The following is a 26,679-nucleotide window of genomic DNA, read 5'->3' as shown; positions in this document are numbered from 1 at the left end:
CCGCCTATATGGCGGTTTATTTTTGCTATATCAAAAATAGTATTACACTAAACACCGTTATATCATATCAATATTGATTATGTTTTCTTGACGGGTTTATGGAACACCGGCACTTCTATTGGTTGTCTGTTAGGCGCCGCAATTGCGTTCGGCCACTTCTCCGCCCCATAATAATTGATTTTTTTCAGTATTGGCAAAGGCTTTTGCTAAAACCTGATCATCGCCATTTTCCCAGATTTTCTGAGCCAGCATTTCATCATTATTCGCTAATTCAAAAATAACTTCTGCAATTTCAATTGACGTACGACGTAGTTTCGCCCAATCGCGAATATCTTTAATTGCATGTTTATCCATTATGTCCTCCATTTCATACAAAAAACTTTATCCCTATAATGTAATATAAAAAATGAAAAAATAACCACGACTTACATAAAAATTATCAATTTTTTATAGCTTAATTGCATAATCAATAAAATAGATAAAGAATATTTTTATTGGCTTAGACAGGTAACTTAACGTTAAATAGTGAAGTAGTAATAGGATAAAATTTTAAATTGAAAGGCGTAGAATATTAATAATTTCATGGTTGGCAGTGGGTCACGCTGTTAACTTACATGTCACGTTTAAACTTAACTAAATAAGGGCGGTGCTATTTATCCTTATTAGCTATAGATGGAGATAATAAGGATAAAAAGACAAGAATTAATGCGTACCAATTTTTCTCTAAAAAATAATTTAGACGAGATTTAATTTGTTAGCTCTAAAAATTGCTTCTTTGGTATTCGTTACTTTCAATTTTTTGACAATATTTAACATATGAAATTTAACGGTACGTTCAGTAATTCCTATAATAATACTAATTTCTGCGTAAGTTTTACCTTTACAACTCCAGCTTAAAATATCTTTTTCCCGATCGGTGAGCTCACTATTTTTAATCATAGTTCGAGGACGTTTTGAAAAATTAATCAGATAGTCATGATGAAGTTCGATTAATGACATCTGTAGCGTCGACTTGTGCTTTTCAACAATCTGGTTAAATCGCTTTTTACCACTTGGATTGCTAACACTAAGTAGCGCAATATTACCTTTAGCATCATTCAAGGTAAACGTGTAACCATTATGATGAAAAAGCGTACTTGATTGATCGAGAAATAAGCGCTCTTGATGGGTAATTTCGTGATTAATTGCATCAGACCAAGAAAAAGGGATAACCGAATTATAGGCATAACGAATAACGGGATCGCGACTATGTAAACGTTTCTCACGATATACGCTTAACCATTTTTTAGGGTAATTAGAAAAAATAACCGGTTGCGCAGAAGCATTACGCCGATTTTCTACATAATAAGCGAATTGCTCGATACCGAAAGAAAGCATCGTTTTATATATATGTTCTTCAAAACTACTTGATCTGGGAGTATACGTTTGTTTATGTTGCGGATCACGATGACTCATATCGATGCCCTCTATATTATTTTTATACATTAATTATATGCTTATTATTTAATTAATTAAATTAATATTTAAGGAAGTTCAAACATATAATCAATATTTTTAATCCTTGGCGTAATATAATTAGTTATACTAAAATAATTATTGTCATTGATTGGCATATCTAATAAAAAAATAATTTCATTTGGGTTTACATAACCACTATCTAAAAAAGTATAATGCCAACCATTGTTTCTAACTATTCTCGACATCGGTTTACTAACTATCGTGACAATGGATGTATAATTAAGTTTTTTAGCATATTCATGCATATAAAGTAATAACAAAGCGGTCAATGGTTGCTGATTTAATTCTAATTCAATGATTCTATTTTTATGTATAAAGAATCGGCTAGCCTCAACAATATCATTTTCGACAGGGAATGGCTTAGAAAAAAAACGATCAAAAGGCCCTTGTGCCATGTAAGGAAAAAGGGTTGGAATAAAACGAACGCCTGCAATTAAGATATCATGATAAAAACAGAGCAGATAAGTCGCATTATCATTATCATAAACATCGACCTCTTGCCCATTTTTGACTTCAACTTGCCAATCAAGACGATCTTTAAATACTTCCTTACGTAATTTATAAAATTCATTTTTTATGGATTGAGGGATGTCTGTATAATTGTAGAATTTAAATTTTAAAGTAGACATAAAAATAATTAACCTTATTGTTGTTTAATTTATAAACCTATTATTACCCGAACGACTAATACGTTTTTCATGTATAAAAATTGAATTCACTTTTCGTTATGTTGAATGAAGATGTTTATTTGGACATCTCTTATTATTGAATGATTACTATACGTTAGTATAACTTTATCCTATCCAATTATGTTGTTTCGCCAACGTCTTAGTTGTGTTAGCTATGCTAAAAACGATAATCTCATACTACGTTATAACCTGTAAGTTATCTGTAAATTCGTTATTTAATGGTAAGGAATAAAATTATCATTTAACCTACTTAAACCTTGCGTCATATAGTTTAACTTAATTTTGTATTTAAAGTCGACACTACACTATAGTACAGTTATTGTAAATATCGGTATAAATGGTAAGCTATTTTTGCTTGTTAAGCGAACGTTTCAATGGTATTTTGATTATTTTTTTAAATAATTTATTTAGATATAAACTAAAGTACAGTTTTAAAGTGGTAAAAAAGTACATGCCAATAGATATTATTGACAATAATATATTGTTTATATTGAAATTTTATTTATATTTAGCTAAAAATAAAAGATGATAAATCAATAAATTATGAGTAAAAAATTGAGAAAAGTAAGCAATAAGTATAGGGGAATGACAATAGTAAATATTTTAATGATAAAATTGTATAAAAAAATGTATTAAACCTGTATTAAAGTACAGGTTTAATACAAAATACAATGCTAATTTTCGCCTTGCTGTATAGAATACTATTCTTCTTCACCAAAACCACTGTTAAAAAGGGCTTTTAATTCATTCATTGCATCGTTTTCGTCTGGACCATCACAGATAATGTCGACTTGTGAGCCACCTTTGATTCCCGCACTTAACAGACCCATAATACCTTTTGCTTTTAAGGTTTTCCCTTCATAAACTAATTCAATATTTGATTGATATTTGCCAGCAGTTTTAACGATTACACCAGCAGGGCGAGCATGAATACCAGTCTTATTTTTTACTATAACAGTTTCTTTGATCATAATAGATACCTTTGAAATTAAAAAATGATAGTAGTGATATTATAACGTAACTCATTATCGTTTGAATAAATATTTTAATATGCCATTTTATTAAATTTTATCCAGTGCTTATGATTAATAGATAATGGTACTAACATTAACATTTAACGAATTCTTATTTTTATGTTCGCTTTTTTATTGGGATGACTAAAGCATTATACTAATCGAATAATTGTACAAATCATGCAGTTATTTAGACAAAAATCATCAAAAATAGGGCGAGTATAGAAGCAAAGATATTTTTATTCTAATAAAATTATTGCTTTAGTAGGGGGCAATATCAATAATATCTAAAATACTATGCCTAGAAATATTTACGATTAATCGTCGCATCATAGTTTGATATAACTAATTATTTAGTATTCGATCCATTTAATTTAGGCATAACCAATAAAGTATAGTATGGCATTGAAAGAATCATGAACAGGTGACTATAAGGTTTAATCCGTCAATCCAATTTAGTCTATGATTAAGTTAAACGCCATTTTGATTTAAATCTTCACTTACTATCCCATATATAAATTATGTTATCATTGAGTAATAGCTGCGGGTATGAATAAAAATAGGCAAAAGAACCAACTATAGTATAGTGCGCTTATCCACTAAATACTATTTTTATGCTTATTTAATATGGCTTTAATCGGGGCAAAGCTAGTCCGGTAATACTGATTAATACCGTATTGCTGTATGGCTTCAAGATGTTGTTTTGTTGGATAACCTTTATGTTTTGCCAGACCATATTGAGGGTAACGTTTGTCTAATTCTTCCATCTCTCTATCTCTGGTAACTTTAGCTAAAATCGAGGCGGCACTGATTTCAGCAACTAAACTATCACCTTTTACTACGGCCTGACTAGCAACACCAAAATCTGGACATCGATTACCATCAACTAATACAAAGTCAGGTTGAATGGATAAACCTTTCACCGCTCGTTGCATGGCAAGCATGGTTGCATGCAATATATTTAAACGATCAATTTCTTCGACACTCGCTCTGCCAATCGACCAGCTTAATGCATTGTTTTTAATTACCTCAAACAGTTGATTACGTCTTTTTTCTGTCAATTTTTTAGAATCGTTCAAACCACTGATTGGTTTGCTTGGATCCAGTATTACCGCTGCCGTCACGACATCGCCACATAATGGACCTCGTCCGACCTCATCAACGCCAGCAATATAGTTTGCTTGTGGATAGGTAAAAGAATCAATGAGTTGCTTTGTCATAATACTTATTTTTTATTGTTGTATCAATTGCAATACAGCGTCTGCTGCTTGTTGATCGGCATGGCACTGGATTTGTTGATGTAAGGTCAGAAATTGCTGTTTAAGTGCTTGGTTATCTTGTTTCAAAAGAGGTAAAAGAAACTTGACAATCGTATCTGGATTACACTCATCTTGTAATAGTTCAGGGACAATTGCTTTTCCAGCTAAAATATTGGGTAAAGCGATATAAGGGGTTTTCACCAACTTTTGCGCTAACCAAAAAGTAAAGGGTTTCATTTTATAGGCAACAACCATAGGACACTTACATAACATCGCTTCTAAAGCAACAGTGCCAGATGCCAGTAATGCAACATCACTCGCTATAAGCGCCTCACGCGCTTGACCATCTAACAGTGTTAATTGCAAATCAGGGGCAATCTGCTGTTTAATCGCTTCAAATTCTTGGCGGCGTTTTTGATTCGCTAAGGGTACAATAATATGCAAATTAGGATAATGGTGTCGTAAACGTTGTGCGGCGCGTAGAAAAGGTTCACTTAATAACGTCACTTCAGCATGACGACTTCCTGGTAGCAATGCTAGACACTGAGCCTCTGACGGTATACCTAATCTTGTCCGCGCTGCCAGATGATCTGGTTTAAGCGCAATATCGTCAGCCATTTTATGTCCAATAAAACGGCAAGGAACATCATATTTATCATAAAAAGCTTTTTCAAATGGTAAAAAAGCCAGTATTAAATCAGTGTTTTTCTTAATCTTAAATACGCGTTTCTGTTTCCAGGCCCAAACCGAAGGACTGACATAATGAACGGTTTTTATCCCCGCTTTTTTAAGTTTACCTTCAAGTGTTAAGTTAAAATCAGGGGCATCAATACCAATAAAAATATCAGGCTGTAACGCAATTAGCTTTTTCGTTATCGCTTTACGGATGGCTAAAATACGGCGCAGTTTACCTAATACTTCCACAATGCCCATCACAGAGAGTTCTTCCATCTCATAAAAAGCTTGGCATCCTTCACGCTGCATTCTCGGCCCAGCAATACCAACAAAATGGAAATGGATATGTGGATAACGTTGTTTGAGCGCCTGTATTAATCCTGCGCCCAAGATATCGCCAGAGGTTTCTCCGGCGACAAGAGCAATAGTTAACGATGACTTATCACTATTTATGATTGGTGTAGACATACTTAACGAATAATGCCACGAGTAGAGTGTTCAAAGAGTTTGACAAATCGATTCAGTTCTACGTGTTGTTTCGCCAATTCGATAATTTGCGTTCGTGCTTCATCAAAGCTCAATTGACTGCGATAAAGGAATTTGTATGCCTTGCGAATCGCTTGCATGGATTCTTTACTAAAACCACGTCGCTTTAATCCCTCAATATTGAGTCCAAATGGCGTCGCATGATTGCCTTGGGCAATCACATAAGGGGGAACGTCTTGGGCTACACCAGAACAACCGCCAACCATCGCATGTGCGCCAATGTTACAGAATTGATGAACTGCAGTCATACCACCGATAATCGCGTAATCATCGATAGTGACATGTCCACCCAATGTGGCATTATTAGCTAAAATACAGTGATCACCAATGATACAATCATGCGCAATATGGGCATTGACCATAAATAAATTATCACTACCAATTTTAGTTAAGCCGCCACCTTGTACTGTGCCGCGGTGGATAGTCACACTTTCTCGAATATGATTACGATCGCCAATTTCTGTACGGGTTGGTTCGTTATTATATTTAAGGTCCTGATTAATTTCGCCGATAGTCACAAATTGGAAAATATGATTTTCTTTACCAATTTTTGTTACGCCATTAATGACGACATGAGAATTAAGTACAGTACCTTCACCTATTTCAACATCTGCACCAATATGGCAAAACGGACCTATTTTTACATTAGCTTTTATGATAGCCCCATCCTCAATAATTGAGCTGGAGTGAATAATTGCCGTTTTATCTATCGCCATGTTAATTTCCTTATTATGAAGATCGTTTTATTTACGCGCACACATCATGTCGGCTTCACAAACCAATTTACCGTCAACCGTGGCTACCCCGTGAAACAGAGCGATACCACGTCTTTCTTTAATGTAATCAACATCAAGTACAATTTGATCACCAGGAACGACGGGACGTTTAAAACGTGCATTGTCAATCGAGGCAAAATAATAAAGTTGCCCAGGGGTCAATTCTTCAATGCTTTTAAATGCTAAAATACCTGTCGCTTGCGCCATTGCCTCAAGGATTAATACGCCAGGAAAGATGGGTTTGTTTGGGAAGTGGCCCTGAAAGAAAGGCTCATTAACCGATACATTTTTTATTGCACGTAATGATTTACCTTTCTCATAACTTAATACGCGATCAACCATTAAAAATGGATAACGATGAGGTAATAAGCGAATAATCTCTTCAATATCAAGTGCATTAAGTTCAGTAGTCAAAATAACCATCCTTATAGAGTTTGTTTAGATTCTATTATAACGTATGTTTTACAGTGAAGAAATACGTAATAGCGCTAAAACTAATAGGGGATTAAAAATAATGAATAGTGACAAGACGATATAATTTTAAATAGATAGGCAATGTTACTTGATTATGCAGACCTGTTATTTAAAGCGATAGTTTATTGGATATTAACGTGCAATTATACTTTAAATAAGTATATAATGACCACTCTATTTTGGTAAAAGAAGATAAATTTAATTAATTTTTAGCATTTCTTTGATTATTGGAGCGTAACGATGAAATCATTAATGAGAATTTCGCTTATTGGCGGAGCAATCATTTTAGCCTTAACAGGATGCGACGAAAAAACTAAGACAGAATCGGCATCTAATAATAATAGTAATACTGTTATCACCACAACAGCTCAGAAAGAAGCCTATGCGGTAGGCTCATCATTCTCAACTTATATGAAACATAGTTTAGATAGTCAAAAAATTGATGTAGATACTGAATATTTACTTAAAGGATTCAATGAGACTTATGCGGGTCATAGTGCTTTAGCGACCAGCGAAATTGATACTATTTTGAAAGCACTAGGTGAGCGAATTCAGAAAGAAGAAAGTGAACGTCTAGAAAAAGAGTCGAATGAAAGTATCGCGAGCGGTGATAAATTCCGTGCAGAATTTGCAGCACAAGAGGGCGTACATAAAACGGAATCAGGCTTATTATATAAAGTGATTAATCCTGGTTCAGATAATCATCCAACTATTGATAGCACTGTTGTTGTAAACTATTCGGGTAAATTAGTTGATGGACGTGAATTTGATAGCTCTTATAGCCGTAATGAACCAGCAACATTCCCACTGGCATTTGTGATTAAAGGTTGGGGTGAAGGTTTACAATTAATTGGTGAAGGTGGCGAAATTCAATTGGTTGTCCCACCAGAGTTAGCGTATGGTAAACAAAGCATTCCATCTAATGGTGAAGAAGGGGTCGGTATTCCTGCGCAATCAACCTTAGTATTTGATGTTAAATTAATTAGCATTGAAAAAAATGAGTCTCTATCGACTCAAGATGAGGCGACAGATTCCGCTACGCCAGTCTCTGATCAATAATCATGTTAAGGGTATAATTTAATAATGCAAGTATCTACCAATGTGTCATTGAATTATACTCTCATTGTTATGGGGCCAGTATATGGCACCCAACAATCTTATTTAGCTTATCAATTCGCCAGTGAATTAGTGACCACCAAACACGCGATTAAACAGATCTTTTTTTATGCTGATGGGGTGACAAATGCAAATCTTTTTACCTGCCCAGCTAATGATGAATTTGACTTACGATCTGCTTGGTTGCAGCTTGCGCATAACTTCGATATTTCATTGGTGATTTGCACTTCAGCGGGTTTACGTCGCGGTATCATTCAAGATGAAAAAGGCAATAATATCGCGGATGGATTTCAAGCCAATGGCTTAACTGCATTAAGCGAAGCCATCGCGGTCAGCGATCGCGTTATCACCTTTTAGCGAGCGTTGATTATGAAAAAAGTAGCGATTATTATTTCTCAGGCACCGCACGGTAATGCAAAGGGGCGTGAAGCGTTAGATGCCGCATTAGCACTATCTGCTTATAATCAAATTTCACTATTTTTTATGGGGGATGGGGTTTTTCATCTATTAAAACAACAACAACCTGAACGTATTTTAATGCGTAATTATATTGCCACGTTTGGTGTATTGGATCTATATGAGATTGAGCAGTGTTATGCGCGGGAAAAGGATATCATTTGTAGACAAATCACGGATAGGGTGATGGATGTAAAATTATTAGGTGATTTAGCATGGCGTCATCAATTACATCAGCAAGATGTCATTATGCATTTCTAACCACATACTCTTTTTTATTCCTTCTAAAACCGCCTTTTCAATACCTATTTTATTTACTCAGCTAATTATAACAATGATTGGTCATAACTTATTAATTGGCTTATATCGGGTTTAAAGAATAGACTCTTATTATATAAGCCATATTGTTTGCACGTTCATTAAGACTATTAGCGAATTAATGCTCTTCTTTAGCATGATTTAATGTATAACGAGGTACTTCAACAACTAAATCTTGATCTGCAATCTGAGCTTGGCAACTAAGTCGGCTATGGGGTTCTACCCCCCAGGCTTTATCTAACATATCATCTTCTTGCTCATCACTGGGCGCAAGTGAATTAAATCCTTCTCGTACTATACAATGACATGTTGAACAGGCACAGGACATCTCACAGGCGTGATCAATTTCAATATTATTGCGCAATGCAACATCTAAAATGGTTTCCCCTGTCTCTGCTTCAACGGTTATTCCCTCTGGGCAGAGATCTGAATTAGGTAAAAAAGTTATTTTAGGCATAATACATATTCCATTGGTTTTCACTATTTAATGCGGGGCAATTTCATCTAGCGTATGACCGGTTAAGGCTTGTTTTACGCTGTTATCCATGCGCCGTGCCGCAAAATCTTGCGTGACTCTATCTAATTGTTTAATGTGGTCTGCGATTAATTGGGCATCATCTTGCGTCGTCGCTTCTGTCAATGTTTGAGCGACATGCTGAATCTGCGCTAACTCAGTATCAGACAATAATGCTTTATCCTTGTCCAAGGCACTATAGAGACTTTCTAAGACGCGCGCTGCTTCAACACGCTGTTCAGCCAATTTACGCACCTGTTTATCTTGCTCAGCATGATTTAGCGAATCTTTTAGCATAGACGCAATTTCATTTTCGGTTAATCCATATGAAGGTTTAACTTGAATTTCTGCCTGCTTGCCCGTTGCTTTTTCAAGCGCGGTGACATTTAACAAACCATCCGCATCCACTTGAAAGGTGACACGAATATGCGCACCACCAGCGGGCATTGCCGGAATATCGCGTAATGTAAATTTAGCTAAAGAGCGGCAATCGTCCACGGTTTCACGTTCACCTTGCAATACATGAATCATCATCGCCGTCTGACCATCTTTAAAGGTCGTAAATTCTTGGGCACGGGCACAAGGGATCGTGCTATTACGTGGAATAATTTTTTCCACTAAGCCACCCATGGTCTCTAAACCTAGAGATAATGGGATGACATCAAGTAGTAACATATCGCTATCAGGTTTATTACCCACTAAAATATCGGCTTGTATTGCGGCGCCGATGGCCACGACGCGATCGGGATCGATAGTCGATAAAGGCGTTTTACCAAAAAAATCCCCTACTTGTTGTTGAACCATAGGAATTCGTGTTGACCCCCCTACCATGACCACATCGACAATGTCATCAGCGGTAATTTTGGCGTCTTTTAGCGCACGTCGACAAACGCGTAAAGTGCGTTGAATTAATGGGGTAATCAATTGATTAAATTGTTCACGCGTTAATTCACCTTGCCATTGTTGTAACTGCAATGTCACGCTAGATTGGGTAGAAAGCGCTATTTTAGTTTTTGTGGCTAACTCGATAATTTGCTGGCGTAAATAGGGATCGCTATCATCAACTAAGCCTGCCTCTGTTCTAATCCATTTTGCCAACAATTGATCGATATCATCCCCACCTAGTGCTGAATCTCCACCTGTTGCTAATACTTCAAATACTCCGCGGCTTAAACGTAAAATAGAAATATCAAAGGTGCCACCACCTAAATCATAAACGGCAATAATCCCTTCTTGCCCCGAATCCAGTCCATAGGCAATAGCTGCTGCCGTAGGTTCATTTAATAAACGTAATACATGTAAACCCGCTAATTTAGCTGCATCTTTTGTTGCTTGGCGTTGTGCATCATCAAAATAGGCTGGAACAGTAATGACCACCCCAGCTAATTCACCACCCAATGCTTCACTACTGCGCTCTGCTAATGCACGTAATATATCAGCAGAAATTTGAATCGGGTTGACTTGTGCATTCGGTAGCGTTAGAAGTGGCACATTATTGTCACTTGCCTTTATGGTATAGGCAAATTGCGTATCATCGATGTCAGCAACGGAACGCCCCATTAACCGTTTCACTGAACTGACAGTATTAAATGGATCACGCGTAGCGAGATCACGAGCTAAATAACCTACGGTAATCACAGGTTGTTCCTCATCATCAATACCGTAATGTACAATCGATGGTAATAGATGTCGCCCTTTTTTATCTGGTAAGGTATCTGCTTGTCCGCTTCTTACGGTTGCCACTAAGGAATTGGTTGTACCAAGATCAATACCTGCCGCTAAACGGTGCTGATGAGGTGCTTGATATTGGCCAGGTTCGCTAATTTGTAATAATGCCATGGATTCAATTTTCTCTTACTTAAAAGCATGAAAGTATCAGAGATCAAATAATTTATCTTCCAGACTTTCGATATCTTGTTGTAATTTATGCAAATAACGTAATTGATTAATTTGTGCTGTGGCGACAGACCAATCAGATTGCTGGATAGAAGACAATAATTGTTGTTGATTTTGTTGCCATAATTGGTCAATGGTTTGAGAAAAATCACTTAATGCTTGTTGCTGAACAACGTTATCGGTCAACATCTCAATTTGCTCGAGTTGCTCACGTAACAAAAATTGCTGCATGAGAAAGTCATGATGATGAATAATGGTTTGTTCTGCATCGCTAGCTACACCTTGTAAAGAAAGGAAATATTCAGCACTGCGAATAGGATCTTTCAATATTTGATAACCCTGATTAATCTCTGCTGAATACTGTAGCATTGCCAGCCTTTTTGTTTCATTTTCTGTCGCAAAATTATCAGGATGATATTGGCGCTGCAACTGTTGATAGTGCCGGTTAAGAGTATTTTTATCAATAGGTAGCTCAACTGGCAATGAAAATAGATTAAAATAGTTATCAAACTGATTCACAACGCACCTGCTTTTTATCCTTAAAGATTATACATTGAAGCTTTCGCCGCAACCACATTCACTGCTGATATTCGGATTATTGAATTTAAATCCTTCATTTAACCCTTCTTTGATAAAATCTAACTCCGTCCCATCAATATAAACGAGACTTTTAGGGTCAACGATGATTTTAACCCCTTTATCTTCAAAAACGTGATCGTCTGCTTCAAGCTGATCGGCAAATTCTAATACATATGCCATGCCCGAACAACCCGATGTTTTGACACCTAAACGTAAGCCGATACCTTTTCCACGGTTGGTTAAAAAAGCATCGACTCGTTTCGCTGCGCTGTCAGTTAAAGTAATCGCCATTTATTTCTCCACTGATTTTATGCTTTATTATTTTTACTTTTATAATCGTCAATTGCCGCTTTAATGGCATCTTCGGCTAAAATAGAGCAGTGAATTTTTACTGGTGGAAGCGCTAACTCTTCAGCAATATCAGTATTTTTAATCGCTTGCGCTTGTTCAAGCGTTTTACCTTTAACCCACTCAGTAACTAATGAACTTGAAGCAATCGCCGATCCGCAGCCATACGTTTTAAATTTGGCATCTTCAATGATCCCTTCATCATTTACTTTAATTTGTAGGCGCATTACATCGCCACAAGCGGGAGCACCTACCATACCACTACCAACATTGGTATCTTTAGTATCAAATGCACCTACGTTACGCGGGTTCTCATAATGATCGATGACTTTATCATTATATGCCATAATTTACTCCTTTCTTGTTTATGGATTAATGGTTAGACCATTGGATCTGACTTAAATCGATTCCATCTTTAAACATCTCCCAAAGTGGAGACAGTTCACGTAATCGTCCAATTGAGTCATGGACCAATTTGATCACATAGTCGATCTCTTCTTCAGTGGTAAAGCGACCAATAGAAAAACGAATTGAGCTATGTGCTAATTCATCATTGAGGCCTAAGGCTCTTAATACATAAGAAGGCTCAAGACTCGCCGATGTACAGGCTGAACCAGAAGATACGGCTAAATCTTTTAATGCCATCATTAATGATTCACCCTCAACATAAGCAAAGCTAACATTAAGAATGTTGGCGACACTATGCTCTAAAGATCCGTTTAAATAGACTTCCTCAATATCTTTGATTCCATCCCATAGGCGCATTTTTAAAGCGTGTAAACGCGCCATTTCGTCCGTCATATTTTCTTTAGCTAAACGGTAGGCTTCACCCATACCAACAATTTGGTGGACAGGCAATGTCCCTGAGCGCATACCTCTTTCATGACCGCCGCCATGCATTTGGGCTTCAATACGTACACGCGGTTTGCGACGGACATATAAACCACCAATCCCTTTAGGTCCATAAAGTTTATGGCTTGAGAACGACATCAAATCTACGTTTAATTGGCTCACATCAATCGGTAATTTACCCACGCTTTGGGTCGCATCCACGTGGAAAATAATCCCACGATCGCGACAGAGCTGGCCAATGGTCTCGATATCTTGTATTACGCCAATCTCATTATTGACATGCATGATCGAAACGACGCAGGTATCATCGCGTAAAGCCGCTTTAAATTCAGTTAAGTCAATTAAGCCATCCGCTTTCGGTGCTAAGTAAGTCACTTCGTAGCCTTCACGTTCTAATTGACGACAGGTATCAAGCACCGCTTTATGCTCAGTCTTACAGGTAATGATATGTTTACCTTTTGACTGATAAAAGTGAGCCGCCCCTTTAATGGCTAAATTATCCGCTTCTGTTGCACCCGAAGTAAAGACGATTTCACGCGAATCAGCGCCAATAAGCTCGGCAATTTGGTTACGTGCAATATCTACCGCTTCTTCAGCTTGCCAACCAAAACGATGTGAACGTGAGGCTGGATTGCCAAATGTGCCGTCAATAGTTAAATATTGCATCATTTTTTCGGCAACGTTCGGATCAACCGGTGTGGTTGCCGCATAGTCCATATAAATGGGTAATTTCATTTATGACTCCAATGTGTCTTGTCTTATTGTATTGGTTATTTTTGTTAATTAACGATTAACTGATGTTCGAGCGGTTTAGTTTAAGATTATCCGATTGAAATTAGCTTGTTGACGATCAGCAACTTCTTGTACCTCTTTATTACTGACTAGCTCATTTAATGTAATACTCGTTAGAAAACTATCAATACGTTGACTTAAATCATTCCAAAGTGAGTGCGTTAAACAGCGAACGCCACCTTGACAACACCCTTCTCCATTACATTTTGTTGCATCTACTGATTCATCAACAGCTTTGATAATGGAACTAATAGCGATTTCATCCATACGTTTATTCAGAACATAACCACCACCTGGCCCTCTAACACTGGCAACTAAACCATGTTTACGCAAACGGGAAAATAGTTGCTCTAAGTAAGAGAGTGAAATCTCTTGTCTCTCGGAAATTTCAGCTAAAGAGACGGGACCCCTTTTAGAGTTCAAAGCAACATCGAGCATTGCCGTCACCGCATAACGCCCTTTTGATGTTAATTTCATGTACTTGCTCCACTTTTTTTATTATTTGAATTTATTGTATATAACCCTCTTATTTAGTCAAGTATTTAGTTGACTAAATTACTAGGTTATTGAGCAATCATACTTATTTTAACCACATAGACGTTCACATTAATAAACGCTAGAAACATACAAAGTTACGATTATATCAACTATTTTAACTTTCTAATAATATTTATTAAAACCGATCAATTTTATTATCATTGAATGAATATCTATACGCCAATGTGATCAGCAGATACATAGCGAAGAAAGACCAGAAATAACAGGTTACCAAAATATCATTGGTTTTTTATTGATAAAACCAATGATATTTAGAATGCCCTATCTGCATAGTAAGGGAAAGTTAAAGGATAGCTCTTATGTTATTTTGCTAATTAACCGATTAATCAACGATTGGGGAAGTGAGACCCGCTATTTAACTCTGCTCACCGATACGTTTTAAACAAGATATCGTAGCAAGTCATCATCACTAAATAATAGAATGTCAGTAACGACTCATCAGCACAGATTAACCAGTCTAAAACCGATAATAACAGGTCAATGACACTTTTTTCTGGTCAGCAATATAACCACAGCTACGATCCCATATTGACCAATGCTTTACGAAACCGAAATAAAGAAAAGGTAAAGAACACCGCACCAATCGCCGTTAGCCAAGCATACGATTTCCATACTGTCTCTAAACCAGCACCACGATATAAAATAGCTTGGCCTAATTCGACAAAATGGGTGGTCGGTGCGGCTAGCATAATGGTTTGTACTACTTCTGGCATACTTTCACGTGGCGTTGAACCTCCCGATAGTAACTGCAATGGAAGTAGAATTAATATTAATAAAATGGCAAATTGTGAGGTTGAACGGGTAAGGGTCGCCATAAAGATACCCAGCGAGGTGGTGACAAAAAGGTGTAAGCAAGCACCTATTAAGAATAACCAAATTGAGCCGGCAATAGGAACTTTAAGCCATCCTTGAACAACAACGATTAATGCTATCCAAGTAGAAAATAAGACAACTAATCCCATTGACCAAATCTTAGATAACATGATCTGTAGTGGGCTAACTGGCATTGCTAATAGATGATCGATAGTGCCATGTTCTCTCTCTCGCATTAGTGCGGCACCCGTTAAGATAATCGATAAGGTGGTCACCATATTAATGATTTCCATTACTGAACCAAACCAAGAACGGGTTAAATTAGGATTAAATGCCGCACGTACTACAACATTGACTGGTAACACTTGTGGTTCACTATGGCGTTGTATATAGCGATTTACCTCATCGGTGATCATTTGTGTAATATAACCATTGCCAACAAAGGCTTGTCCCATCCGTGTGGCGTCTATATTTAACTGTATTTGTGGCTGATTATTATTCAAAATATCCTGTTGAAAATTAGGTGGAATATTTAATGAAAAGGTATATTTATCGGTATCCATCCCCGCATCCACATCATCCATTGAATAAAGTTTGACTGGCGGGGCAAACATAGGCGGATAAAATGCATCACTAATTTGTCGCGATAAAGGCGAATCATCTTCATCTACGATGGCAATGGTTGCACGATTAAGGGTATCAGATAGCGCTGTGGCTGCGATATAAATATCACAGGTAAAGCAATAAGCAATTAAAAATAACATGATGGGATCACGTATTATACCCCATAGCTCTTTAATACCTAATCGATAAATATTCACCATAGCTTGTATCATTGCTATTACCTCTCTTGTTTTTTTAACAACCAGATACTGGTACCTAAAATAATTGGGATGGTAATAAGGAGTGCCAATAGGGATGCATGAAGATCGGTATAATTGAGCGCTTTATTAAATACACCACGAGAAATAATTAACATATGCGTCGTTGGGTAGATTTGACCAATATAATGCCCCATTCCCTCTAATGCGGTAACTGGATTAATCAAACCGCAAAATTGAATCGCAGGAACAAGCGTGCCCACACAGGTTAAAAATATCACCGCAATTTGACTGCGAGTCACTGTTGAGGCTAATAAGCCCATACCAGTAGCAATAATACAGTAACTAAATGCGGCAAGACATAGCGTCAGGAAACTTCCTTTGATGGGAACTTTAAAAATAGTAAATGTAATAAGTAACATGATAAAAAAGCTGGTCATAGATAAACAAATATAAGGAATTTGTTTCCCTAACAGAAATTCTGCTCGCGATACAGGGGTCACATAGAGATTAATAATCGAACCCATCTCTTTTTCACGAACGACGGATAAAGCAGCTAACATAGCAGGTATCATCAATAGCAGAATTGGCATTACCGCAGGGACCATCGCCGGTAAACTTTTTACATCTGGATTGTAGCGATAACGGGTCTCAATATTAGCTAAACCACTGCCATTAACACCTAGCTTTGCTTTAGCTTGTTCAGTTAACCACGCTAAATGCATTCCTTGCACGTAACCTTTAATTGTGTCGGCGCGTAAAGGCATAGCGCCATCTAACCAAATAGCAATATTTACGGCATCACCACGCGCGACATCACGCCCAAAATTGGGGGGGATTTCGATCGCTAAGGCAATATCACCGCGACGCATACGTAAATCCATCTCTTGGTAGTTAGTTAATGGTGCTTGTTCAATAAAATAATTAGCCGATCCAGATAAATTAAGCGTGTAGTTTTGACTTAATAGCGATTTATCCCGATCCAATACGGCAAATTTTAACCCTTCTACGTCCATGGTAATACCATAACCGATAATGAGCATTAAAATAGCGGAGCCAAGTAATGCTAATACTGCTCTTAGTGGATCACGTGATAATTCCAGTGTTTCTCGCCATACGCACCCTATCATACGCATTACACTAAATTTGGGTGGCATGCGGGCAGATGATTCCGCTGTTGATTTTATTGTTGACGTTGATGTAACTATTTCTGGCGCAGGTGTGGTCGATTGGTGCGTATCGCCTGCTCCCGCATCGATAAGATAATCAATAAAGGCTTGATCTAATGATGATTGCTGTTTTGAATCAATAATATGTTGCGGGGTATCGGTAATTAACACTTTGCCAGCATGCATTAAGGAAATACGATCGCAGCGCATAGCTTCATTCATAAAATGCGTCGTGATAAATACGGTCACTTTATCTTGACGAGCTAATTCAATAATTAGCCGCCAAAATTCATCGCGGGCGATAGGATCAACCCCAGATGTTGGCTCGTCTAAAATTAAAATTTGGGGTTGATGAACAACGGCTACGGCTAGCGATAACCGCTGTTTTACCCCCAGTGGTAAATTATCAGGTAAACTATTAATAACATGTTGTAGATTAAAACGTTTTAATAACGCATCTATTCGTGCAGGCAGATCGGTTTCAGCTAGCCCAAATAGACGACCATGTAATCGTAAATTTTGGATGACAGTTAATTCACTATATAGTGAGAACGCTTGCGACATATACCCTAAATGACGACGAATATTCATATCATTAGCATCAACAGGCTTGTCAAACAACCAAGCTTGACCTTCACTGATAAGCAGGAGTCCCGTTAGCATTTTCATGGTGGTCGATTTACCACAACCATTTGAACCTAAAAAGCCAAAGATTTCCCCTTCCCTAATCGTAAAATTAACGTGATCTACCGCGATGAAATCGCCAAATCGTTTAGTTAAGCCTTTGGCTTGAATACATATTTTAGTTTGTGGTGTAATCTGTAATGGTGGAATTTCAACCGGTTTATAATCGGTTTTGGCATCATCCGGCATTAATTGAATAAATGCTGCATCTAAATTGTTAGTGTTGGTTTGCTGTAATATTTCGGTTGGCGACCCCGTTTTTAACACTTTGCCGTTATACATAGCCACTAAAAAATCAAAATTTTGGGCTTCGTCCATATAAGCGGTGGCGACGATCACACTCATTTGTGGACGCGATTGGCGGATCTTTTGTATCAATGCCCAAAATTGGTTGCGTGATAACGGGTCAACCCCCGTCGTTGGTTCATCCAAAATTAATAAATCGGGATCATGGATTAATGCTGAACACAAACTGACTTTCTGCTTCATACCTCCAGATAAACGTCCAGCAGGGCGCGATAAAAACGGATATAAACCCGTACTTTTCGTTAATTCATCAATTCGGCGGCGGCGCTCAGCAGCATTATGACCAAACAGTCGTGCAAAGAATTGCAAATTTTCTTCAACCGATAGCGTTGGATAAAGATTTTTCCCCAATCCTTGAGGCATATAAGCGATTCGCGAACAAATTCTTGTGCGATGTATTTTATCCGCTATATTACCATCAAGTACTTCTATGCAGCCCGATTGCATTGCATGTGCGCCAGCGATTAGTGATAATAAGCTGGATTTTCCCACGCCATCTGGGCCAATAAGTCCAACCATAGATTGTGCTGGCAAATTTAAGCTAATGTTATCTAGCGCAGATGTTTTATTATAATGAAGTGAGACATGTTTTACTTTTACAACATACGGTTGATTATCTACCGATGATAACTCTATTTGAGGCGCACTAATGGTTTGTGGCATATCCGATCTCCATTACTTTTTGGGACACTCAACAAGATCAGATAATGGCGTTGGCCATGGTGCTGCCGCATCTAGCTTAACCCAAGCCACGCCAGGTAAACCGGTTTTTACTTGAGTAAGATAACAATTTAAGAGTATAGGGCTAATTTGTGCTTTAACCCGAAACATTAATTTCTGTCTTTCATCCTTGGTTTCTACCGTCTTAGGCGTAAACTGTGCGACGCTAGAGACAAACGAGACGTTGGCCGGAATAGTTTTATTCGGGATAGCGTCGAGCGACAGTCTCACTTCATCGCCAATCGCCACGCGACCCGCGACGGTTTCAGGAAGAAAGAATGTCAAATAGACATCATTTAAATTAATTAAACTTAACGCTTTACCACCAGCCCCTAAAACTTCGCCTGTTTCGGCAATGCGATATTGAATACGTCCACTTACCGGTGCCGTTAACGTACTATCATCAATATCAGTTTGAATTTCTCGAATATTAGCTAAGGCGACATCTATGGCTGAAGCTGCACTTTGTACACTTGCTTGCGCTGCTTCTACGGCAGATTGTGCCGCATCAACTTGTGCTTTGGCCGAAACCACCGCAGCACGAGCACTGGCTACTTTGGCTGAATCATCATCCAATTGCTGAATAGAAATGGCTCCTTTTCTGGCTAATTGTGAGGTACGTGCAAACGATTTTAATGCTAGATTTAAATCACTTTCACGCTGTTTTACTAGCGCTTCTGCCGCGACTTTATCACTTATTTTTAGCGCAACTTGCGATTTAGCATTGGCTTCATTGCTTTGTGCTTGTTGATGTTGGGCTTGGGCTTGACTTAATTTTGCCCTTAATGTGTCGGTTTGCATAATAACCAGTGGTTGTCCTGCTTGTACAAAATCGCCCTCACGCGCATTAATTTGCTCAATTCGGCCAGCGAGTTTGGTTGAGATATTCATTTCTGTCGCTTCGATACGACCATTACCACTGATAAAATTATCGCCAAAACCACGATGGGTAAACTTTTTCCAAACAAAAATAGCGATAATAACCATAATGATGATAGCCATAAGCCAAAGAATTTTGTTTTTATCTAATTGTTTCATAACGAGTCATCCTGATAACATGCGATAAAGCGGAAATAGAGGTAGTCCATTTACCATTGATACAGTGAAATTACATTTGGTTAATCATGCAGAATAAGGTGTACACAAAACTTAAATGAAAGACGTAAATCAGTGTTACTTTAACTTTAACGTTGGAGTACAAATTGTTGCATTTAAAAGTATCATATAGCCATCATAAGCTAGAGATTTAACAGTAGTAAAGTACTATATAGTAAATTTAGATTATCTTTCCAGTGTAAAGATAACCATAACGAACGCCCATTAATGACTAATTTATCTCATGGTATCGTTATATATGAAAACGTTATGCCTTATTTTTAACTATATGATTTATCTATAATAATTAGATGTAAAAATGGAAGATAATAAATAGATGACTAAGATAGATTATGGCTGTTAGTCATAAAAATCATGATGGTTAACCAAGTGACGATTTACGATTTTAGCTGGCGTTTGAATGCTATATCGAGGTAATGGTTATTGGATTAAGTAGTCGTAGCGCGAGTGACTAATACATCGCGCAACGACTAGAGAGCGTATAAAGCATTAACGCGTTCTAACAATTTGATAGCGTCTTATTAAATAGGTTAATGGTATACTCCAAATATGCACTAGACGAGTAAAAGGAAAAATCAGAAAAATAGTCAATCCTAAGATAATATGTAATTTAAAAATCAAAGGAACATCCACTAGGTTTTGCGCTGCTTGCCCATTAAAAGTGACGATCTGCTGTGCCCATTGCGATAATTTCAGCATCATACTGCCATCTAAGTGGTGGGTCGAAGAAACAATCGTTAGCAATCCTAGGCAAACTTGCACCACTAAAATCAAAATGACTAGGATATCCGCATAGGAGGACGTGGCACGAATTCGCGGATTAGCAAGACGGCGATGTGCTAAAAATCCGCCGCCAATCAGTACCATCATGCCAAAGATCCCCCCCGCAATCATTGCTAAAAGTTGTTTATGGTGCGCGGAGATAAGCGGAGCATAGACCCAGTGCGGAGTTAATAACCCCACCAAATGCCCGAAAAAAATACCAATAATACCAATATGAAATAAGTTAGAGGCCCACCTCATCCCTTTTTTGGACAGTAATTGGCTAGAGCTAGCACGCCAACTATATTGTCCATAATCATAACGTAGTAAACTACCGATAAGAAATACAGTAAAAACCAAATAAGGATAAATATCAAAAAAGAATGAATGAATAAACTTCATACTTGGCTCCTTTTATCTTCGCCCACTTCCACATAATACGTTGGTGTTTGCGCTGGCGATAACGTTGAAGGGGAGAGGATACTGTCGCAAGCGGAACCGGCATTAAATAGCACTTGTTCTTCCTGCCAAATTTTGTCCAATGCTTGGGGAGAATGGTCAATGTTTTCTTGCGCTACCTGCTGTTGTAGTGATGTTTCGTCAAGCTGATGACCGCTTAATTGATATAACAGATCCAATAATAGGTGATAAATACTTTGTTGTTTAGCTAAACGCAGTGCCAATAATCGTAGCACTGCTGCGATTTGATCAAGCCAAAACCGCGCGGTTGTTTGTGATTGGAGCGCTAAAAAATCTAAAAATAGCGGCAAATAATCAGGTAACTGTTTAGATGTCAATGCTAACCCTGCTTGTTCATAGTGTGCTAGCAAATCCACCATGGCTTGACCACGTTCCCGCGAATCACCGTGTATATGTTCAAATAATAACAGTGATGTGCTATGACTGGTATCAAAAGCATAAATATACGTTTCTTGTACATCCAGTAAATCGCCAGTTAAATAACCCTCAATAAATTGGTTGAGCTGATGTTTCTGCTCAGCGGTTAATAGGGTGCTTTGGCTAACCGCGTTGATTAAGGGCTGTTTATTTGCCCATAGCTCATCATCTGGGTAATCCAATAAATAAGAGATGACACGTAAACTTTGCATTATTGATCTCGCTTATCCGTCACGTTACGAATATGAATACGATCGGAGCGTCTGGTATTAAATAGATTGAAACCTGTATGGCTACCTTGACAACCTGCACCAAAGCTAAAACCACAACCACCTTGTTCGGCAAAAGCGGGCTGATTCAATTCACTGTGATGGCTAGGAATCACATAACGATCCTCGTAATTAGCAATAGCCATATAGCGGTACATTTGCTGTACTTGTTGTTCTGTGAGACCCACCTCGTTTAACACAGCATAATCTGGCTGTTGATCCACCGTTTCACTGCGTTTAAATTGTCGCATTGCTATCATTCGTTTTAAGGCCAAAGCTACTGGCTTAGTGTCACCCGCTGTCAGTAAATTGGCTAAATACTGTAACGGGATACGCAGTTCATCAATGGATGGCAATATATTGGTATGAGATAGATTATCTCCGATAGCGGATTGGATCGGGGATAACGGCGGCACATACCATACCATCGGTAAGGTACGATATTCAGGGTGGAGCGGTAAGGCAACTTGCCAATCAATGGCCATTTTATAGACAGGTGATTGTTGCGCTGCCTCAATCACACTTGGCGCAATACCTTCTGCTAATGCTTGCTTAATGACCTCTGGGTCATTCGGATCAAGAAATACCGAAAGGTGTTGTTGATAGAGATCGGTTTCATTGGCCGTTGACGCAATCTGTTTAATCTTATCGGCATCATAGAGAATAACCCCTAGATAACGGATACGACCGACACAGGTTTCAGCACAGAGTGTTGGTTGACCACTTTCAATACGTGGATAACAGAAAATACATTTTTCAGATTTACCGCTTTTCCAGTTAAAGTAGATTTTCTTATAAGGACACCCCGATATGCACATACGCCAGCCACGACATTTATCCTGATCAATAAGCACAATCCCATCTTCTTCACGTTTATAAATTGCGCCACTTGGGCAAGAAGCAACACAAGCTGGATTTAGGCAGTGCTCACATAGTCGTGGTAGGTAGGCTAAAAAAGTATTTTCAAATTGCCCATACATGGCTTTTTGCATAGTAGCAAAATTATAATCTTTACTTCTTACACTAAATTCACCGCCGAGATCATCTTCCCAGTTTGGTCCAGCAATAATTTTTTTAATCTGTAATCCAGTAATTGCGGAATAAGGACGAGCAATCGGTTGCGCTTTGCTCGTTGGGGCGGATTGCAAATGTTGATAATTGTAATTGAACGGTTCATAGTAATCATCTATTTCCGGTAAATCAGGATTGGCAAAAATACGTGACAACAAGCCAATTTTATTGCCGGCTTTTAAGGTAAGTTGGTGTTTCTTGTTGAGCACCCAGCCACCTTGCCACCGTTGTTGGTTTTCCCATTCAACAGGAAAACCTACCCCTGGCTTACTTTCAACATTATTAAACCAGGCATATTCGACACCTTCACGATTGGTCCAAACATTTTTACAGGTGACCGAGCAGGTATGACAACCGATACATTTATCTAAGTTAAGCACCATGCCGATTTGCGAACGAATTTTCATTATTTCTTCTCCTGTCATTGACCATTTTCATCATCTAACCAATCGATCGTTGCCATTTTACGCACAATAACAAATTCATCGCGGTTAGAGCCGACGGTGCCGTAATAGTTGAAACCGTAGGCTAAATGGGCATATCCGCCAATCATATGTGTAGGTTTAGGGTAAACACGGGTCACGGAATTATGGATACCACCACGTTGGCCGGTAATTTCAGATCCGGGTATATTGACTAACCGTTCTTGTGCGTGATACATCATCGTCATGCCATCGGGGACACGTTGACTGACGATTGCACGTGCAGTTAATGCGCCATGAGTATTAAATGCCTCAATCCAATCATTATCTACAATGTTTAATTTTTTGGCATCATTCTCACTGATCCAGACCACTGGCCCGCCACGGGATAAGGTCAACATACGTAAATTTTCACTATAAGTTGAGTGGATCCCCCATTTTTGGTGTGGGGTTATAAAATTAAGCGCTAATTCTGGATGTCCATTCGGTTTTTTATTTAACATCGGTTGTACCGAATGCGTATCAACGGGTGGACGATAAACTAATAAACTTTCTCCAAAATCACGCATCCAAGGGTGATCTTGATAAAGTTGTTGACGACCTGAAAGCGTACGCCATGGAATCAATTCATGCACATTAGTATAACCCGCATTGTAGGAGACATGCTCATCTTCCAATCCTGACCAAGTGGGACTGGAAATAATTTTTCTTGGTTGGGCTTGAATATCACGGAAGCGGATTTTCTCCTCTTCTTTCGTTAACGCCAAATGCGTATGATCCCGTCCAGTCATCTTGCTTAATGCTTGCCATGCTTTAACCGCGACTTGTCCATTAGTTTCTGGGGCTAAGGATAAAATCACTTCGGCGGCATCAATGGCGCTGCTAATTTTTGGACGCTGTTTATCATCGTTATTTTGTACTCCATTAAGTTGACGTAAAAAAGCCACTTCGCTATCGGTATTCCAGCTGATCCCTTTTCCGCCATTACCTAATTTTTCTAATAGAGGACCTAACGACGTAAAGCGATGATAAGTTTCTGGATAGTTTCGCTCCACCTTAATCAAATGCGGCGCTGTTTTTCCAGGAATAATATCACATTCGCCTTTTTTCCAATCTTTCACGCCAAAAGGCTGGGCTAATTCATTCGCAGAATCATGCTGAATAGGAAGGGTGACAATATCGGTTTCAACGCCTAAATGTTGGGGACAAAGTGCAGAAAAAGTTTTGGCAATCCCTTTATAAATGTCCCAATCACTTTTTGATTCCCATGCGGGATCAACCGCTGCCGATAAAGGATGAATAAATGGGTGCATATCAGAGGTATTCATGTCATCTTTCTCATACCACGTTGCAGTAGGTAATACGATATCTGAGAATAGACAGGTACTCGACATCCGAAAATCAAGGGTGACCACTAAATCCAGTTTACCGGTAATGGCGTGATCTTCCCATTGGACTTCTTCTGGTTTATGACGACCTTCAACACCTAAATCTTGGTTCTGTATACCATGCTCAGTACCCAATAAATAATGTAATAAATATTCATGTCCTTTACCAGATGAACCTAATAAGTTTGATCGCCAAATAAATAGTTGTCTTGGATGATTCGTTGGGCTATCGGGGGCTTCCGAAGCGAAAGCAATTTTCTGCGTTTTTAGTGCCTCAACGGTATAATCAATTACATCTTGATTCGCATCTGCCGCGGCTTGAGCTAACGTAAGGGGATTAACATTTAATTGAGGTGCAGAAGGTAACCAGCCCATGCGCTCCGCTTTCACATTAAAATCAATTAAACTATCTGAATAATGGGCTTTATTCGCTAGCGGTGATAATAAATTTTGTGCTGAGACGGTTTCATGTCGCCATTGACTAGAATGATTATAAAAGAACGAAGTACTGTTCATATGTCGTGGCGGTCGCTGCCAATCTAGAGCAAACGCCAGTGGCGCCCAACCTGTTTGTGGACGTAATTTCTCTTGTCCAACATAGTGCGCCCAGCCGCCGCCACTTTGTCCCACACAACCACAAAAGACCAATAAATTAATCAAACCTCGATAATTCATGTCCATGTGATACCAGTGATTAAGACCAGCACCTACAATAATCATAGAACGTCCGTGCGTCTTGTTGGCATTCTCAGCAAACTCCCGAGCAATTTTAACAATACGATGTTGCGCGACGCCAGTCATTTTTTCTGCCCACGCAGGAGTATAGGCTTTGATTTCGCTATAATCTTGTGCAGCATGAGTATCATTTAGACCACGTTCAACCCCATAATTCGCCATTATCAGATCATAAACGGTGGTCACCAAGGCCGCGCTGCCATCGCTCAGGGTAATACTTTTAACGGGCAGCTTATGGTAAAGCACCTCATCCATTTTAACGGGATGGATATCATTCACTTGTTCATTACCAAAGTAAGGAAAACCTACGTCAACAACATCATCATGTCGATGTAATAAACTTAATTGTAGCTTAACATCTTGTTGAGCGCCCCCTTCTTTAGCTTCTAAGTTCCACTTACCCTGTTCGCCCCAGCGGAATCCTGCTGACCCTTGTGGGGCAACAAGTTGTCCTGTTATTTCATCAATGGCAATAGTTTTCCATTCCGGATTATTTTTCTGGCCAAGTTGATCGATTAAATCGGAAGCACGTAGTAAGCGACCAGCAACATATTGCTGATTTTGATGTTTTTCCAATAGCACTAGCATTGGTAAATCAGAATAACGACGTAAGTAATCGGTAAAGTAGGAAGATGGATTAGTGTGATGGAACTCTTTTAAAATCACATGACCCATAGCTAAAGCAAGGGCACTATCTGTTCCTTGTTTTGGACTTAGCCACTCATCACTAAACTTAGACACTTCCGAATAATCTGGCGTAATAGCAACGGTTTTCGTCCCTTTATACCGCACTTCACTAAAAAAGTGCGCATCAGGGGTACGAGTTTGGGGAATATTCGATCCCCACGCAATAATATAAGACGAATTATACCAATCGGCAGATTCAGGGACATCGGTTTGTTCGCCCCATGTCATTGGTGAGGCTGGCGGTAAATCACAATACCAATCATAGAAACTAAGACACGCCCCACCAATCAACGATAGATAACGTGCGCCAGCCGCATAAGAAACCATTGACATCGCTGGAATAGGCGAAAAACCCGCAATACGATCAGGCCCAAATTTTTTAATGGTATAGATATTGGAAGCCGCAATCAGCTCATTAACCTCTTGCCAGTCTGAACGAA

General features: G+C 38.5%; 25 protein-coding genes. 3 read left to right on the top strand and 22 right to left on the bottom strand.

Going from position 1 to position 26,679, the window contains the following annotated elements; genetic code table 11:
- Positions 1-129: 129 nt before the first annotated feature.
- The 8 genes from O970_RS01655 to fabZ all read right to left on the bottom strand — a co-directional run bounded on the left by O970_RS01655 (position 130) and on the right by fabZ (position 6,899).
- Complete coding sequence (locus O970_RS01655; protein WP_024495449.1) at positions 130-354, bottom strand: YccJ family protein; 225 nt, start codon at positions 352-354, stop codon at positions 130-132.
- 381 nt (positions 355-735) lie between these two features.
- The gene (locus O970_RS01650) at positions 736-1,455 is read right to left on the bottom strand and encodes a helix-turn-helix transcriptional regulator (RefSeq protein ID WP_166667066.1); all 720 of its coding nucleotides are present in this window, start codon (positions 1,453-1,455) and stop codon (positions 736-738) included.
- A 68-nt stretch (positions 1,456-1,523) separates the two neighbouring features.
- Positions 1,524-2,147, bottom strand: a complete 624-nt coding sequence (locus O970_RS01645) for an acyl-homoserine-lactone synthase (RefSeq protein ID WP_024495447.1) — start codon at positions 2,145-2,147, stop codon at positions 1,524-1,526.
- A gap of 761 nt (positions 2,148-2,908) precedes the next feature.
- Positions 2,909-3,178 (bottom strand): HPr family phosphocarrier protein, encoded by a 270-nt coding sequence (locus tag O970_RS01640; protein WP_024495446.1) that lies wholly within the window; start codon positions 3,176-3,178, stop codon positions 2,909-2,911.
- Positions 3,179-3,819: 641 nt separating this feature from the next.
- A complete protein-coding gene (gene rnhB, locus O970_RS01635) occupies positions 3,820-4,440 on the bottom strand; it encodes a ribonuclease HII (protein WP_036562244.1) in 621 nt (206 codons plus the stop codon).
- Positions 4,441-4,452: 12 nt separating this feature from the next.
- Entirely contained in the window at positions 4,453-5,622 is a 1,170-nt protein-coding gene (lpxB, locus tag O970_RS01630; protein ID WP_051318573.1) for a lipid-A-disaccharide synthase, read from the bottom strand.
- Between the two features lie 2 nt (positions 5,623-5,624).
- On the bottom strand, positions 5,625-6,416 hold the full coding sequence (lpxA, locus tag O970_RS01625; RefSeq protein WP_036562240.1) for an acyl-ACP--UDP-N-acetylglucosamine O-acyltransferase: 792 nt from the start codon (positions 6,414-6,416) through the stop codon (positions 5,625-5,627).
- Between the two features lie 27 nt (positions 6,417-6,443).
- Positions 6,444-6,899 (bottom strand): 3-hydroxyacyl-ACP dehydratase FabZ, encoded by a 456-nt coding sequence (gene fabZ, locus O970_RS01620; protein WP_193553284.1) that lies wholly within the window; start codon positions 6,897-6,899, stop codon positions 6,444-6,446.
- A 291-nt stretch (positions 6,900-7,190) separates the two neighbouring features.
- Here fabZ and fkpA point away from each other — a divergent pair, with 291 nt between their 5' ends.
- From fkpA to tusC, 3 genes are read left to right on the top strand one after another with little or no spacing between them, the layout of a single operon-like run.
- Positions 7,191-8,009 (top strand): FKBP-type peptidyl-prolyl cis-trans isomerase, encoded by an 819-nt coding sequence (gene fkpA, locus O970_RS01615; RefSeq protein ID WP_024495441.1) that lies wholly within the window; start codon positions 7,191-7,193, stop codon positions 8,007-8,009.
- 24 nt (positions 8,010-8,033) lie between these two features.
- Positions 8,034-8,423: a sulfurtransferase complex subunit TusD gene (tusD, locus tag O970_RS01610; RefSeq protein ID WP_036562237.1), complete on the top strand. Its 390-nt coding sequence runs from the start codon at positions 8,034-8,036 to the stop codon at positions 8,421-8,423.
- A 12-nt stretch (positions 8,424-8,435) separates the two neighbouring features.
- The gene (tusC, locus tag O970_RS01605; RefSeq protein ID WP_024495439.1) at positions 8,436-8,783 is read left to right on the top strand and encodes a sulfurtransferase complex subunit TusC; all 348 of its coding nucleotides are present in this window, start codon (positions 8,436-8,438) and stop codon (positions 8,781-8,783) included.
- A gap of 175 nt (positions 8,784-8,958) precedes the next feature.
- Here the strand turns inward: tusC and fdx are convergent, their stop codons facing one another.
- The 14 genes from fdx to O970_RS01535 all read right to left on the bottom strand — a co-directional run.
- The gene (fdx, locus tag O970_RS01600; protein ID WP_024495438.1) at positions 8,959-9,297 is read right to left on the bottom strand and encodes an ISC system 2Fe-2S type ferredoxin; all 339 of its coding nucleotides are present in this window, start codon (positions 9,295-9,297) and stop codon (positions 8,959-8,961) included.
- 27 nt (positions 9,298-9,324) lie between these two features.
- Positions 9,325-11,193 carry a Fe-S protein assembly chaperone HscA gene (gene hscA / locus O970_RS01595; RefSeq protein ID WP_024495437.1) on the bottom strand — a complete coding sequence of 623 codons (1,869 nt, stop codon included), beginning with the start codon at positions 11,191-11,193 and terminating at the stop codon, positions 9,325-9,327.
- Positions 11,194-11,229: 36 nt separating this feature from the next.
- Positions 11,230-11,769, bottom strand: coding sequence for a Fe-S protein assembly co-chaperone HscB (gene hscB / locus O970_RS01590; RefSeq protein ID WP_024495436.1), 540 nt, complete (start codon positions 11,767-11,769; stop codon positions 11,230-11,232).
- Positions 11,770-11,796: 27 nt separating this feature from the next.
- Complete coding sequence (iscA, locus tag O970_RS01585; protein WP_024495435.1) at positions 11,797-12,120, bottom strand: iron-sulfur cluster assembly protein IscA; 324 nt, start codon at positions 12,118-12,120, stop codon at positions 11,797-11,799.
- Positions 12,121-12,137: 17 nt separating this feature from the next.
- Positions 12,138-12,524: a Fe-S cluster assembly scaffold IscU gene (gene iscU / locus O970_RS01580; RefSeq protein ID WP_024495434.1), complete on the bottom strand. Its 387-nt coding sequence runs from the start codon at positions 12,522-12,524 to the stop codon at positions 12,138-12,140.
- Positions 12,525-12,549: 25 nt separating this feature from the next.
- On the bottom strand, positions 12,550-13,764 hold the full coding sequence (locus O970_RS01575; protein WP_024495433.1) for an IscS subfamily cysteine desulfurase: 1,215 nt from the start codon (positions 13,762-13,764) through the stop codon (positions 12,550-12,552).
- Between the two features lie 75 nt (positions 13,765-13,839).
- Positions 13,840-14,298, bottom strand: coding sequence for a Fe-S cluster assembly transcriptional regulator IscR (gene iscR / locus O970_RS01570; protein WP_036562233.1), 459 nt, complete (start codon positions 14,296-14,298; stop codon positions 13,840-13,842).
- Positions 14,299-14,894: 596 nt separating this feature from the next.
- On the bottom strand, positions 14,895-16,028 hold the full coding sequence (locus tag O970_RS01565; protein WP_036562230.1) for an ABC transporter permease: 1,134 nt from the start codon (positions 16,026-16,028) through the stop codon (positions 14,895-14,897).
- Between the two features lie 5 nt (positions 16,029-16,033).
- Entirely contained in the window at positions 16,034-18,835 is a 2,802-nt protein-coding gene (rbbA, locus tag O970_RS01560) for a ribosome-associated ATPase/putative transporter RbbA (protein ID WP_051318572.1), read from the bottom strand.
- Between the two features lie 12 nt (positions 18,836-18,847).
- Positions 18,848-19,930: an HlyD family secretion protein gene (locus tag O970_RS01555; protein WP_024495430.1), complete on the bottom strand. Its 1,083-nt coding sequence runs from the start codon at positions 19,928-19,930 to the stop codon at positions 18,848-18,850.
- A gap of 567 nt (positions 19,931-20,497) precedes the next feature.
- Positions 20,498-21,172: a respiratory nitrate reductase subunit gamma gene (gene narI, locus O970_RS01550; protein ID WP_024495429.1), complete on the bottom strand. Its 675-nt coding sequence runs from the start codon at positions 21,170-21,172 to the stop codon at positions 20,498-20,500.
- Positions 21,169-21,879 carry a nitrate reductase molybdenum cofactor assembly chaperone gene (narJ, locus tag O970_RS01545; protein ID WP_024495428.1) on the bottom strand — a complete coding sequence of 237 codons (711 nt, stop codon included), beginning with the start codon at positions 21,877-21,879 and terminating at the stop codon, positions 21,169-21,171. The genes narI and narJ overlap by 4 nt, the downstream gene beginning before the upstream one ends.
- On the bottom strand, positions 21,879-23,414 hold the full coding sequence (narH, locus tag O970_RS01540; RefSeq protein WP_024495427.1) for a nitrate reductase subunit beta: 1,536 nt from the start codon (positions 23,412-23,414) through the stop codon (positions 21,879-21,881). Before narH ends, narJ begins: the two co-directional genes overlap by 1 nt.
- A gap of 14 nt (positions 23,415-23,428) precedes the next feature.
- The coding region (locus O970_RS01535) for a nitrate reductase subunit alpha (RefSeq protein ID WP_036562226.1) at positions 23,429-26,679 on the bottom strand (3,251 nt) is incomplete at its 5' end.

Origin of the sequence: Candidatus Schmidhempelia bombi str. Bimp, assembly GCF_000471645.3 — a bacterium.
In the GTDB taxonomy this organism is placed as follows: Bacteria; Pseudomonadota; Gammaproteobacteria; order Enterobacterales; family Orbaceae; genus Utexia; species Utexia bombi.
Note: the sequence above shows the minus strand (reverse complement) of the source record. Positions and strands in the feature narration are given on the sequence as shown.

What these genes read in the sequence shown, in the direction of transcription:
- O970_RS01655 (WP_024495449.1), bottom strand. Translation starts at nt 354, where the DNA reads ATGGATAAACATGCAATTAAAGATATTCGCGATTGGGCGAAACTACGT.
- O970_RS01650 (WP_166667066.1), bottom strand. Translation starts at nt 1,455, where the DNA reads ATGAGTCATCGTGATCCGCAACATAAACAAACGTATACTCCCAGATCA.
- O970_RS01645 (WP_024495447.1), bottom strand. Translation starts at nt 2,147, where the DNA reads ATGTCTACTTTAAAATTTAAATTCTACAATTATACAGACATCCCTCAA.
- O970_RS01640 (WP_024495446.1), bottom strand. Translation starts at nt 3,178, where the DNA reads ATGATCAAAGAAACTGTTATAGTAAAAAATAAGACTGGTATTCATGCT.
- rnhB (WP_036562244.1), bottom strand. Translation starts at nt 4,440, where the DNA reads ATGACAAAGCAACTCATTGATTCTTTTACCTATCCACAAGCAAACTAT.
- lpxB (WP_051318573.1), bottom strand. Translation starts at nt 5,622, where the DNA reads ATGTCTACACCAATCATAAATAGTGATAAGTCATCGTTAACTATTGCT.
- lpxA (WP_036562240.1), bottom strand. Translation starts at nt 6,416, where the DNA reads ATGGCGATAGATAAAACGGCAATTATTCACTCCAGCTCAATTATTGAG.
- fabZ (WP_193553284.1), bottom strand. Translation starts at nt 6,899, where the DNA reads ATGGTTATTTTGACTACTGAACTTAATGCACTTGATATTGAAGAGATT.
- fkpA (WP_024495441.1), top strand. Translation starts at nt 7,191, where the DNA reads ATGAAATCATTAATGAGAATTTCGCTTATTGGCGGAGCAATCATTTTA.
- tusD (WP_036562237.1), top strand. Translation starts at nt 8,034, where the DNA reads ATGCAAGTATCTACCAATGTGTCATTGAATTATACTCTCATTGTTATG.
- tusC (WP_024495439.1), top strand. Translation starts at nt 8,436, where the DNA reads ATGAAAAAAGTAGCGATTATTATTTCTCAGGCACCGCACGGTAATGCA.
- fdx (WP_024495438.1), bottom strand. Translation starts at nt 9,297, where the DNA reads ATGCCTAAAATAACTTTTTTACCTAATTCAGATCTCTGCCCAGAGGGA.
- hscA (WP_024495437.1), bottom strand. Translation starts at nt 11,193, where the DNA reads ATGGCATTATTACAAATTAGCGAACCTGGCCAATATCAAGCACCTCAT.
- iscA (WP_024495435.1), bottom strand. Translation starts at nt 12,120, where the DNA reads ATGGCGATTACTTTAACTGACAGCGCAGCGAAACGAGTCGATGCTTTT.
- iscU (WP_024495434.1), bottom strand. Translation starts at nt 12,524, where the DNA reads ATGGCATATAATGATAAAGTCATCGATCATTATGAGAACCCGCGTAAC.
- O970_RS01575 (WP_024495433.1), bottom strand. Translation starts at nt 13,764, where the DNA reads ATGAAATTACCCATTTATATGGACTATGCGGCAACCACACCGGTTGAT.
- iscR (WP_036562233.1), bottom strand. Translation starts at nt 14,298, where the DNA reads ATGAAATTAACATCAAAAGGGCGTTATGCGGTGACGGCAATGCTCGAT.
- O970_RS01565 (WP_036562230.1), bottom strand. Translation starts at nt 16,028, where the DNA reads ATGATACAAGCTATGGTGAATATTTATCGATTAGGTATTAAAGAGCTA.
- rbbA (WP_051318572.1), bottom strand. Translation starts at nt 18,835, where the DNA reads ATGCCACAAACCATTAGTGCGCCTCAAATAGAGTTATCATCGGTAGAT.
- O970_RS01555 (WP_024495430.1), bottom strand. Translation starts at nt 19,930, where the DNA reads ATGAAACAATTAGATAAAAACAAAATTCTTTGGCTTATGGCTATCATC.
- narI (WP_024495429.1), bottom strand. Translation starts at nt 21,172, where the DNA reads ATGAAGTTTATTCATTCATTCTTTTTTGATATTTATCCTTATTTGGTT.
- narJ (WP_024495428.1), bottom strand. Translation starts at nt 21,879, where the DNA reads ATGCAAAGTTTACGTGTCATCTCTTATTTATTGGATTACCCAGATGAT.
- narH (WP_024495427.1), bottom strand. Translation starts at nt 23,414, where the DNA reads ATGAAAATTCGTTCGCAAATCGGCATGGTGCTTAACTTAGATAAATGT.